General features: G+C 71.3%; 11 protein-coding genes. 7 read left to right on the top strand and 4 right to left on the bottom strand.

The features are described 5' to 3' along the window. The first annotated feature begins 10 nt into the window (after positions 1-10). Positions 11-1,165 (top strand): aldose epimerase family protein, encoded by a 1,155-nt coding sequence (locus ABD346_RS04075; RefSeq protein ID WP_344371572.1) that lies wholly within the window; start codon positions 11-13, stop codon positions 1,163-1,165. A 63-nt stretch (positions 1,166-1,228) separates the two neighbouring features. On the opposite strand, the gene ABD346_RS04080 is transcribed toward ABD346_RS04075, so the two are convergent. The 4 genes from ABD346_RS04080 to ABD346_RS04095 all read right to left on the bottom strand — a co-directional run bounded on the left by ABD346_RS04080 (position 1,229) and on the right by ABD346_RS04095 (position 5,764). Then, on the bottom strand, positions 1,229-2,071 hold the full coding sequence (locus tag ABD346_RS04080) for an SMP-30/gluconolactonase/LRE family protein (protein WP_344371574.1): 843 nt from the start codon (positions 2,069-2,071) through the stop codon (positions 1,229-1,231). Continuing rightward, positions 2,068-2,838, bottom strand: a complete 771-nt coding sequence (locus tag ABD346_RS04085) for an IclR family transcriptional regulator (protein ID WP_344371577.1) — start codon at positions 2,836-2,838, stop codon at positions 2,068-2,070. Before ABD346_RS04085 ends, ABD346_RS04080 begins: the two co-directional genes overlap by 4 nt. Positions 2,839-3,007: 169 nt before the next feature. Next, on the bottom strand, positions 3,008-4,288 hold the full coding sequence (locus ABD346_RS04090; protein ID WP_344371578.1) for a cytochrome P450: 1,281 nt from the start codon (positions 4,286-4,288) through the stop codon (positions 3,008-3,010). A 111-nt stretch (positions 4,289-4,399) separates the two neighbouring features. Beyond that, positions 4,400-5,764, bottom strand: a complete 1,365-nt coding sequence (locus ABD346_RS04095) for a glutamine synthetase family protein (protein ID WP_344371580.1) — start codon at positions 5,762-5,764, stop codon at positions 4,400-4,402. Between the two features lie 272 nt (positions 5,765-6,036). On the opposite strand from ABD346_RS04095, the gene ABD346_RS04100 reads away from it, so the two are divergent. Genes ABD346_RS04100 through ABD346_RS04125 form a run of 6 tightly spaced genes read left to right on the top strand, consistent with a single transcriptional unit; the run spans position 6,037 to position 11,718 of the window. Beyond that, the gene (locus tag ABD346_RS04100; RefSeq protein WP_344371582.1) at positions 6,037-6,225 is read left to right on the top strand and encodes a ferredoxin; all 189 of its coding nucleotides are present in this window, start codon (positions 6,037-6,039) and stop codon (positions 6,223-6,225) included. 5 nt (positions 6,226-6,230) lie between these two features. Further along, the gene (locus ABD346_RS04105; RefSeq protein ID WP_344371584.1) at positions 6,231-7,595 is read left to right on the top strand and encodes an NAD(P)/FAD-dependent oxidoreductase; all 1,365 of its coding nucleotides are present in this window, start codon (positions 6,231-6,233) and stop codon (positions 7,593-7,595) included. Further along, positions 7,592-8,398: an acetoacetate decarboxylase family protein gene (locus ABD346_RS04110; RefSeq protein ID WP_344371586.1), complete on the top strand. Its 807-nt coding sequence runs from the start codon at positions 7,592-7,594 to the stop codon at positions 8,396-8,398. The genes ABD346_RS04105 and ABD346_RS04110 overlap by 4 nt, the downstream gene beginning before the upstream one ends. A 57-nt stretch (positions 8,399-8,455) precedes the next feature. Further along, a complete protein-coding gene (locus ABD346_RS04115) occupies positions 8,456-9,919 on the top strand; it encodes an aldehyde dehydrogenase (RefSeq protein WP_344371588.1) in 1,464 nt (487 codons plus the stop codon). Positions 9,920-9,926: 7 nt separating this feature from the next. After that, entirely contained in the window at positions 9,927-10,871 is a 945-nt protein-coding gene (locus ABD346_RS04120; RefSeq protein ID WP_344371590.1) for a 3,4-dihydroxyphenylacetate 2,3-dioxygenase, read from the top strand. A 1-nt stretch (position 10,872) separates the two neighbouring features. Then, entirely contained in the window at positions 10,873-11,718 is an 846-nt protein-coding gene (locus ABD346_RS04125) for a fumarylacetoacetate hydrolase family protein (RefSeq protein WP_344371593.1), read from the top strand.

Consider the following 11,718-nt stretch of genomic DNA (forward strand, 5'->3'; position numbering starts at 1 on the left):
GAGTCGCTCCATGAAGACCAGCAGACGTACGGTACTCGCGGCGGGCGCCGCCGGTCTCGCCGCGACGACAGCGCTCGACGCCGCGACCGCCCAGGCCGCGCCGCGACGACACCCCACCAGGAAACACTTCGGCACCCTGGCCGACGGCACCGCCGTGGACCTCTGGACAGTCAGCAACGGCGGCACCCGGCTCCAGGTCCTGTCCTGGGGCGGGGTGATCCACTCACTCGAAGTCCCCGACCGCGACGGCCACTTGGCGAATATCGCCCTCGGCTTCGACAACCTCGCCGAGTATGTCGCGAAGAGCCCGTACTTCGGCGGCCTGATCGGCAGATTCGGCAACCGCATCGCGGCGGGACGGTTCACGCTGGCCGGCCACACCTACCAACTCCCGCTGAACGACGGGGCGAACAGCCTGCACGGCGGCACCCAGGGCTTCGACAAGCGGATGTGGCAGGTGGAGCCGTTCACCCGGGGGCCGGAGACGGGGCTGATCCTGAGCCGGGTCTCCCCCGACGGCGAGATGGGTTACCCCGGCACGCTGAAGGTCCGCGTCACGTACACCCTCACCGCGCGCGGCGACTGGCGCATCGACTACGAGGCGACCACGGACCGGCCGACCGTCGTGAACCTGACCAGCCATACCTACTTCAACCTGGCGGGCGAGGGCAGCGGCTCCATCTACGACCACACCCTGGAACTGGCCGCCGCCCGCTACACCCCTGTCGACGCGGGCCTCATCCCGACCGGCGAACTGGCCCGGGTCGCGGGCACACCCTTCGACTTCCGGCGCCCGAAGCCGATCGGCCGGGACATCCGCGAGGGCGGCGCGCAGCTGGTCCGGGCGAAGGGATTCGACCACAACTGGGTTCTGGACAAAGGGATTTCGACCTCCCCCGCCTACATCCTCACCCTCACCGATCCGTCGTCGGGCCGGGTGATGCGGATGTACACGACCGAGCCGGGCCTGCAGTTCTACACCGGCAATTTCCTCGACGGCACCCTGGAGGGCACCTCCGGCCGCACCTACCGCCAGGGCGACGCCCTCTGCCTGGAGGCCCAGCACTTCCCGGACTCCCCCAACCACCCGTCGTTCCCGTCGACGGTGCTGCGCCCGGGCACGACGTACCGCACGTCGACGGTGCATTCGTTCTCGACCCGCTGACGGATCGACCTTCGCGTGTGCCTTACAGGAATTCCTGTAAGGCACACGGCATTTGATGGTTCCTCATCCGGCGAAGGGAGTACCGGGCAGCCCGCGCCCCGCGCCCGGCACCACGAGCACCGAACCGGCGAGGGGATGCGGTGCGGCCTGCCCCGCGCGGGCGGTGGTGATGTACAGATCGATGAGGTCCGGGCCGCCGAACGCGCAGGCGGTGGGGCGCCGCACGGGCAGCTCGACGACCTGGTCGAGGCTGCCGTCGGCCGCGTACCGCCGGACGGCACCCCCGTCCCACAGTGCCACCCAGACGCCGCCTTCGGCGTCCACCGCGAGCCCGTCGGGAAAACCGGCATCGGCCTCGACCGAGGCGAACTTCCGCCTGTTCCGGACGAGTTGGCCGTCGACGTCGAACACATCGACCGTCCGGCTCGGAGTGTCGATGTAGTACATGAGCCGCCCGTCCGGACTCCAGCCGGTGCCGTTGCTGACGGTGACGTCGCCGAGGATCGCGGTCGCGCTGCCGTCCGCGGCGATCCGCGTCAGGGTGCCGCCGCCGGGCGCCTCGTCGTAGCGCATGGTTCCGGCCCACAGCGCCCCGTCGGGAGCGACGGCCGCGTCGTTGGCGCGCCGGCCGGCCACGGGGTCGTGGAGCAGCCAGCGGAATCCGCCGTCGGGGCCGTACAGTCCGACGCCGTCCCTCAGGTTGACGACGAGGCCGCCTCCCGCACGCGGCTTGGCCGCGCCGACGTGCTGTTCGGTGGCCAGGACCGTCCGGCGGCCGTCGGCCGGATCGTAGGTGTGGACGCGTGAGGAGAGGATGTCGACCCAGATCAGTCGCCCGCTCGCCGGGTCCCACGTCGGCCCTTCGCCGAGCTCGGCCCACTCGCGTACCGCAAGCTCGTACTTCATCGCGTACCCCGGTGGCCGAGCCGCACGGAGAGGTCGCCCGCGCCCTTCTGAGCGAGTTCGGCGAGCTCTCTCTCGCGGTCGCCGTTCCACCTGATCACGGGTACGGAAATGGACAGCGCGGCGACGACCCGGCCCGTGCTGTCACTGACCGGCGCCGCCACGCAGCTGACGTCGGGGTTGGACTCGCGGTGCTCGAAGGCGGTCCCGCGGGCGCGGATCTCGGCGAGTGCGGTGCGCAGGGCGGCGGGGTCGGTGATGCTGTCGGGTGTCATGCCGACGAGTTCGCGGCCTTCGAGGCGGGCGTCGAGCTCTGCCTCGGGCAGCGCGGCGAGCAGCATCTTGCCGACGGAGGTGCAGTGCGCGGGCAGCCTGCGGCCGGCGGCGGAGACCATGCGGACGGCGTGGGTGGAGTCGACCTTGGCGATGTAGATGACGTCGGCGTCCTCCAGGATCGCGACGTGCACGGTCTCGTCGCAGGTCTCCGCGACCTCGCGGGCCACCTGCTGCCCCTCGGCGGCCAGGTCGAGCTGTTCGGCGTAGCGGCTGCCGAGCTGATGGGTGCGTACGCCGAGCCGGTAGCGGCCGGGCTGCTCGGGCACGGGTGCCAGGTAGGAGCGGGCGGCCAGGGTCGTCAGCAGCTCGTGGACGGTGGTGCGGGGCAGCCCGAGCCGGCGTGTGACATCGGGCGCGGAGAGGCTCCCCTCGCTCTCCAGGAAGAGCTCCAGGACGTCCAGCGCCCTGGTCACCGCGGGAACCAGTCGGCCCATGCTCGGCCACCCACCCTTCTTGTTCGAAACTCCGGTCATCGACCGGAATGACGAACACAGGCTAACCACAGGGGCGTTCACCGGGCAATGGGCCCGCGACTACGGCTCTGCCCCCCATCTGGCCGAGGCGGACGGGCAGCTCCTTCAGGGGCAGCATCGGGGCTCGGTGTCACGCAGGGGTGACCTCCACCGGAAGCCGCTTGATGCCGTTCACGAAGTTGGAGCGGACCCTCGGGACCTCGCCGGCCAGGCGGATGTCGGCCAGGCGCGGGATCAACTCCTCGAACAGGATGCGGACTTCGGTGCGCGCGAGCAGGTTGCCCAGGCACAGGTGGGGGCTGCCCTTGCCGAAGGTGACGTGGTCGTTGTCGGTGCGGGTCACGTCGAAGGCGTACGGGTCGGCGAAGACCCGCTCGTCGCGGTTGCCGGAGGCGTACCACATGACGACCTTGTCGCCCTCCCTGATCCGCTTGCCGCCGAGTTCGACGTCGCGGGTCGCGGTGCGGCGGAAGTGGTAGACGGGCGAGGCCCAGCGCAGGAACTCCTCCACCGCGCCCGGGATGAGGGAGGGGTCGCGGCGGAGCCGGTCGAGCTGTTCGGGGTGCTGGATCAGGGCCAGCATGGTGTGCGAGATGGCGTGCCGGGTGGTCTCGTTGCCCGCGACGACGAGCAGCAGGAAGTAGTTGTCGAAGTCCTGTGCGCTGAGCGGTACCTGGTCGCGCGGAGTCTCGTTGACGAGGCGCGAGACGAGGTCGGTGCCGTGGCCGCCGCGGCGTTGCCGGGCGAGTTCGCGGCCGTACTCGAAGACCTCGATGGAAGCGGGCGAGCGGAACGGCAGGTCCCGGTACTGCTCGCTCTCCGCGCTGTCGAGCAGCACATCCGCGTAGTCGGGATCGGTGTGGCCGATGATGCGGTTGCCCCAGTCGATGAGCCGCCGGTTGTCCTCGGGCGGCACGTCCAGGAGCCGGGCGAGGACGTTGATGGGGAAGTCCGCGGACACGTGCTCCACGAAGTCGAAGCTCTTCCTGGGCAGCGCCGCGTCCAGGGTGGTCGCGGTCAGACCGCGCAGGAAGTCGGCGTAGCCGTTGATCACGTTCTGCCCGAACTGGCGCTGGAGCAGTCCGCGCAGCGCCCGGTGGCGCACCCCGTCCATTTCGAGGATGGAGGCCCGCTTCTCGATCTGGTCGCTGTCGAGCTCTTCGAGGTTGACGAACCGGGTGGAGGTGAAGGTGGCGGCGTCCCGGTCGACGCGGACGATGTCCTCGTGACGGGTGACCGCCCAGAACCCGGAGTTGGGAGCCGGCTCGGGCTGCCAGTGCACGGGGTCCTGGTGGCGCAGGGTGTGGAACATGCGCCATGGGGTGATGCCGTCGGTGAACCGGTCGAGGTCGGCGAGGTCGACGTCGTCGAGGGGGATCGGTTCGTACGCGGCGGGGCTTGCCTCGGCCATGAGGGGGCTCCTTGCTTGCTCCTTGAGCTGAGATGCGGCGGGGGCGCCGGCGGCAGGCGCGCCCTGCGGGGCACAGGTGGTACGCAGGGGAGGTCCGGGCGCTTGCACGGATCACAGGTGGTACGCGTACTCCGTGAACTCCCAATCGGTGACGTGCTGTTGGAAGCGTTCGACCTCGTTGCGCTTGTACGCCAGGTAGGCCGCGGTGAAGTCCTTGCCGAGGATGCCCGTGAGCGCGGTGTCCGCTTCGAGGGCGTCGAGCGCGGCCGGCAGGCAGTCCGGAAGAAGGGCGGACCTCGCGGTGTCGTATCCGTACCCCTCCAGAGGCGCGGGCGGCTCGTCCCCGGCCTGGATGCCGAGCAGGGCCGCGGCGACGGTCGCGGCGATGAGTACGTACGGGTTGGCGCTCGCGTCGCCGAGTCGCAGTTCGAGCCGGGACCCCGCTCCGCGCTCGGGCGGAATGCGGACCATCGCACTGCGGTTGTCCAGGCCCCAGTCGACGAGCCAGGGGGCCACCGTGTCGGGCCCGAAGCGCTTGTACGAGTTGACCGTCGGGTTGACCAGGGCGGCCAGCGCCGGAGCGTGCGCGAGCAGGCCCGCGACGGCGTGGCGCGCGGTGCCGGAGAGGCCGTAGCGGCCGGTGGGGTCGTCGAAGACGTTGCGGTTCTCCCCTTCCTCGCCCGCATCGCAGGACAGGTGCAGATGGAAGCCCGAGCCGCCCGCGTCGTTGAAGGGCTTGGCCATGAAGGTGGCGAGCCTGCCCTCCTTGCGGGCGAGTTCCTTCACGGCGGCCTTGAGCCGGAAGGCGCGGTCGGCGGCGCCGAGCGCCTCGGAGTGCACGAGGTTGATCTCGAACTGCGCGCCGTCGAATTCATGGTTTCCGTGGGTGACCCCGATGCCGAGATCGCGCAGCAGCCGCAGCGTCCGCAGGAGGTGGTTGTCCGGGTCGGCCCGCAGCCCCGCGGTGTAGACGGCGCCCGCGGCGCAGCTGTAGCGCCGCCAGCCTCCGGGCGCGCCGGGGTCCGCATCGCACAGGAAGTATTCGAGCTCCGGTCCGGCGATCGGGCGCAGCCCGTGTTCCGCGCAACGGGCGAGCACCGCGCGCAGCAGGGCCCGGGGGGACTCGGGAGCGGGCGCGCCGGTCGCCGGGTCGGTGACATCGCCCAGGCAGGAGGCGACGCCGGGTTCCCACGGCAGCGCGAGGAGCGTGTCCAGGTCGGGGCGTACGACGATGTCGGGGAGCCCGGCGTCCAGGCCGCCCGCGATCGGGACGACATCGCCCTGGGGGCTGGTGTGGTAGACGGCGCGGCAGAACGAGAGGCCGTGCGAGCAGGCCGCGGCCAGGTGGTCGAGGAGCACGTCACGGGCGCGGTCGGTGCCGATGAGGTCGGGGTATGTCACCCGGACCACATCGATGCCCTCGACGGACAGCCGCTCCGTGAACTGCGTTGCCTCTGCGGGTACTTGAGCACTCACCGATGTCTCCTCGGGCTGAGCGCACGCTATTGGTTTGGCTTCAAACGGTATGGACGCGAGGCTTCTGCCGCAAGGGGTCCGGGCCTTCCCGAAGCGGTGCGCGCCTTCCCGCAGGAGGATGCGCGCATGAACTCCCGGCCCCCGCACGGGCATTGACCCTCCGGCGGCACGTCTCTATGTTGTTTGGTATCAAACGAGTTCGGTCGAGCGGTTCGATCGAGCAGCTCGGTCAAACGGCTCGGATACGCAGTTCGGTCACAGGGAGTCGGCCCATGAAGGTCGCCGTCGACATGAACAAGTGCCAGGACCACGGGCAGTGCGCGTTCGCCGCCCCGGACGTCTTCCGCCTCGACGACAGCGGGCGCCTCGCCTACCTCAGCGATCCCGGTGACGCCTTCCGCGCCGACGTCGAGGAAGCCGCCGACGTCTGTCCGATGCAGGCCATCCGGATCGAGGCCTGAGCGCCGTGACCGCGCGCGTGGTCGTGGCCGGGGCGTCGCTGGGCGGGCTGCGCGCCGCAGAGCAGTTGCGCGCCGCGGGCTGGACCGGGCCGATCACGGTGGTCGGCGACGAGCCCCACATGCCCTACAACCGGCCCCCGCTCTCCAAGCGGGTCCTCGCGGGGACGGCGCCGTTCGCGTCGCTGCCCTTCACTCCGCGGGCGAACACCGCCGACGTGGAGTGGAGGCTGGGGACGAGGGTGGCGGGCGCCCGGCTGCGGGACCGCGTCGTCGTCCTCGACGACGGCGAAGAGCTCGGCTTCCACGGCCTGGTCGTCGCGACCGGCCTACGAGCGCGGCGGCTGCGCTGCCCGGGACCTTCCGGGCCGGGCAGCGGCCGCCATACGGTCCGCACACTGGCCGACATACGGGCACTGCGCGACGAACTTGCCCTGCCCGGGGTGCGGTTGGTGGTGATAGGGGCAGGGTTCATCGGCTGCGAGGTAGCCGCCACCGCCGTCGGTCTCGGCGTCTTTGAGGTGACCGTGGTCGATGCCGAGCCCCTGCCGATGCTGCGCCCGCTCGGCGAACTCCTCGCCCGGGCGCTGCTGCGCCGACATGAGGAACGCGGGGTGCGCTTCGCACTGGGGACAGGAGTCACCGGGTTCGAGGGCGAAGACCGTGTGACCGGGGTCGCCCTGGGCGACGGCCGGGTCCTGCGGGCCGACGTGGTCGTCGAGTCGGTCGGCTCGGTCGCCAACACCGAGTGGCTGGCGGGCAACGGCCTCGACCTGTCCGACGGCGTACTCACCGACGAGCACCTGCGGGTGCGGCGCGCTGCCGACGGTGCGGGCACGGCGGGCGAACGGGCATTCCGCGTGGCTTCCCAGGCGGGCGGCGGGCCGACACGGTGCGCCGCAGCCGAGGCAGGCGCTCCGCCGTACGGCACGACAGCAGACGCGGGCTGCCTCCCCTACGCGGTCGCAGTCGGCGACATCGCCCGCTTCCCCAACGCCCGCTACGACCGCGTCCCGCGCCGGGTCGAGCACTGGTCGATCCCGGGCGACACGGCCAAGCACGCCGCGAGGATGCTCGTGGCTCAACTGCACGCACATTCCGCCGACTTGGCACCCTTTGCTCCCCTCCCCTCCTTCTGGAGCGACCAGTACGACTTCCGGCTCCAGTCCTTCGGCTCGCCCGAACTCGGGCACGACGACGTCCGCCTGCTCGACGGCGAGCCGGACGGCGACATGCTGGTGGGCTACCACCGCGACGGACGCCTCGTCGGCGTGGTGGGGCTCGGCGGACCGGCCGCCGCCGCGGCCGCCGCCCGGCACCGCCCTCTCCTCCTCGAAAGGCCCGCCCTCAGCCCGCAAGGAGCCGCCCCGTGAGCAGCGTCCGTGGCTACTTCCATCCGAAGACGGCGACCGGCGAATCGTCCATCGTCCCCGCTCCCCCGTGGCACTACTCGGGCGACGTCCTCACCGTCGAATACCGCACGGACCCGGAGCGCGTACGCGAACTCCTGCCCCGTCCACTGGAGCCGGCGCCCGAGGACCCGGGTGCGGTCGCGCTCGTCTGGGCGGACTGGCAGTCCTGTTCGGCGTCGAAACGGGAGCTGCTCGACCCGGTGCGGGCCCAGTACAAGGAGGCGTTCGCGGTCGTGCGCTGCGCGTACCGGGGGCAGGTGTATTCGCGCTGCGTGTACATCTGGGTCGACAAGGACTTCGCGGTGGTACGCGGCTTCCACCAGGGCTATCCGAAGAAGCTGGGCTCGATCCACCAGACCCGGCCGCACCCGTTCGGACCGGCGCCCCGGATCGAGGCCGGGGCCCGTTTCGGGGCCACCCTCGCGGCGGCCGACCGCAGGCTCGCCCAAGCCCTGGTGACGCTGCGTCAGCCCTCGCCGACGAGCGGCTTCGTGAACGGGCACCCTATGGCACATCACCGCTGGCTGCCCTCCATCGAGAAGGGCAAGGGGCTCGCCCTCGACGAGCTGATCGAGTCCGGCACCACGTCCTTCGAGGCCGGGCAGGCGTGGGCGGGGGACGCCGACCTCGAACTCTTCGACTCCCCCACCGAAGAACTGGCCCGCCTCACCGTGCGGGAGCCGATCGCGGCGTACTACCGGCAGGTCGGCGTCGTGTGGGACGGAGGCAGACTCCTCGAATCCAACACCTCGGGAGCCGAGTAACTCCCGTGCGGGGATGCCAAGTCGGAGGCAGTTGTGCCGATCGGTCGGAGGACGGACATGACGAGTGAGCACACCGCCGCCGTCGCCGGGGTCGCCGTCGACACGCGGCACTGGATCGGCGGCGCGCGCGTCGGCTCCCCCACCACCTTCACCGATGTCTCGCCGGTCGACGGCCGCGGGCTCGCGGGGGTGGCGCGCGGCTCCTCCTTCGAGGCCGGTGCGGCGGTGGCCGCCGCGAAGGCCGCCTTCCCCGGCTGGGCTGCCACGCCCCGAGCCGAGCGGGCCCGCATCCTGCATGCCATCGCCGACGGCGTACAGAAGCGGTCCGAGGAGCTCGCCCAGGTCGAGACCCTCGACAACGGCGCGCTGATCCGCTCCCACCGGCGCGGGGTGATGCCGAGGGTGGCGCACAACTTCCGCTTCTTCGCCGACCGGCTGCCCACCCTGGGCCTCGACGACTTCGCGACCCCGGCCGGAGCCGTCAACCACGTCTCCTGGGACCCGGCGGGGCCGTGTGTGCTGATCACACCGTGGAACGCGCCGCTGATGCTGGCCACCTGGAAGCTCGCGCCCGCGCTCGCCGCCGGGAACTCCGTGATCCTCAAGCCCGCCGAGTGGTCACCGCTCACCGCCTCACTGCTCGCCGACATCGCTGCGGACGCCGGACTCCCGCCCGGGGTCCTCAACGTCGTCCAGGGCTACGGTGCCGAAGCGGGCGCCGCGCTGGTCTCCCACCCGGACGTGCGCCGCATCGGCTTCACCGGGTCGGTGCCCACCGCCCGCCGTATCGCGGCTTCGGCGGCCGAACACCTCACCCCGCTGAGCCTCGAACTGGGCGGAAAATCACCACTGTTGGTGTTCGCGGACGCCGATCTCGATCTGGCCGTCGACCTGGCAGTGGAGCAGTACGACAACGCGGGGCAGGTGTGTCTGGCCGCCACCCGGCTGCTCGTCGAGGAGTCCGTCACGACGGAGTTCACCTCACGGTTCGTGGCGAAGGCCGCCCGGCTCCGGCAGGGCGACCCGCGCGACGAGGCCACCGACATCGGGCCCCTGATCCACCCCGCCCAGCTGGAGAAGGTCGACGGATTCGTACGGCGCGCGATCGCGTCCGGGGCGCAGGCCCTGCTCGGCGGCACGCCCAACGACGGGCTCGGCGGCACCTACTACCGCCCCACGCTGCTCGTCGAGGTGGCGCAGGACAGCGAGATCGTCCAGGAGGAGGTGTTCGGCCCGGTCCTCACGCTCCAGACCTTCGCGGACGAGGACGAGGCGCTGGAGCTGGCCAACGGCACCCGCTTCGGGCTCGCCGCGACCGTCGTCACCTCGGACGCCGAGCGGGCCCGGCGGGTGACCGAGCGGCTCGTGGCGGGCACGGTCTGGGTGAACTGCTTCTTCGTGCGCGACCTGCGGGCCCCGTTCGGCGGCTCGCGCGCGTCCGGCATCGGCCGCGAGGGCGGCACCTGGAGCTTCGACTTCTTCTGCGACGTCAAGAACACCGTTACGACACCGGGGAGTTGAGGGGACCATGGGCGAGATCGTCGGGGCGGGCCTGCTCGCGCACGTGCCCACCATCGTGCTGCCCGAGCCGGTGCGGCGCGCACTCAACGAGGGCGAGGAGATCACCCTCGTCACCGGTCTGCGACAACTGCGCGAGGACGTCTTCGAGAGCGACCGCTACGACACGGTGGTGGTCCTCGACTCGCACTGGGCGACCACCGTCGAGTTCGTCGTCACCGCGCAGAGCCGGCGCGCGGGCCTGTTCACCTCGGAGGAGCTCCCCCGGGGCATGTGCCGGATGCGGTACGACTTCCCCGGCGACCCCCAACTCGCCTTCCGTGTAGCCGAGTTCGCGGACCGGCACCGGACCTGGATCACCGCCGTCGACGATCCCTGCCTTCCGGTGCACTACGCCACCGTGAACCTGTGGAAGTTCCTCGGCGAGGGGCTGCCCGACAAGCGGTGGGTGTCCATCGGGGTGTGCCAGACCGGTGACGTGGAGGACCATCTGCGGCTCGGCCGCGCGCTCGCGGACGGCATCGCCGCGACGCCCGGCCGCAGGGTCCTGCTCATCGCGTCCGGCGCCCTGTCGCACACCTTCTGGCCGCTGCGCGAACTGCGCGACCACGAGGCGAGCGATCCGTCCCACATCCGCACGCCCGAAGCCCGCGCGGCCGACGTGGAGCGCATCGGCTGGTTCAAGGAGGGGCGCCATGCCAAGGTGCTCGAAACCATGCCGGAATTCCGGGAGTTCGCGCCCGAGGCGCGCTTCGCGCACTACCTGATGATGGCGGGCGCGCTCGGCGGTGAGGCCTGCACCGCGCCCGGCCGCCAGTACGGAGCGTACGAGAACTCGATCGGCACCGGGCAGGTCCACCTGTGGTTCGACCGCCCCGCCGACGGCTGGACCGGCACGGGCCCGTCCGCACCGGCTGCCCCGCGCCACCCGCACCGACGCGACCGGGAGGCCTGACATGCCCGAGTACCGCCGCATCCTGCTCGACGGGTCGCCCGTCCAGGTGGTGTGCGAAGGGGACGAGCTCGTCGCCGGGGACGGCCGCCGGGTGAAGGCCGACGAGGCCGCGCATCTGCCACCCGTCACTCCCTCGAAGGTGGTCGCGGTCCACCTCAACCACCGCAGCAGAGTCAAGGAGTTCGGGGCTCAACTCCCCTCCGCACCGACCTACTTCCACAAACCGGTCTCGGCCCTCAACTCCCACCGGGGCGCGGTCGTGCGCCCGGCGGGCTGCAAGTGGCTCAACTATGAGGGCGAGGTGGCCGTCGTCATCGGCAGGACGGCCCGCAACATCGCGCCCGAGGAGGCGGCCGCGTACATCGCGGGATACACGGTGGGCAACGACTTCGGACTGCACGACTTCCGCGACACCGACGCCGGCTCGATGCTGCGCGTCAAGGGCTCCGACACCCTGTGCCCGCTCGGACCAGGGCTGGTCACCGGCTGGGACTTCCGCCACAAGCACCTGCGCACCTACGTCAACGGCACGGTGGCGCAGGACGGTTCGACCGACGAGATGCGGTGGGACATGCACTATCTGGTGGCCGACATCGCCCGTACCATCACGCTGCTGCCCGGCGATGTGCTCCTGTCGGGGACCCCGGCGGGCTCCCGTCCCGTACAGCCTGGAGACGTCGTCGAGGTCGAGGTCGAAGGGCTCGGGCGGCTCACCAACCACATCGTCGCAGGGCCGACACCCGTCCGCGCCGACGTCGGCGCCCAGCCCACCGAGTCCGAGGAGGTGCTGTCCACGGCGCTCGGCGGGGACTGGGAGTTCCGCGGCATTCGGGCGCCGCGCCGATAG

The organism is Streptomyces mauvecolor (genome assembly GCF_039532965.1).
Lineage (GTDB): Bacteria > Actinomycetota > Actinomycetes > Streptomycetales > Streptomycetaceae > Streptomyces > Streptomyces violascens.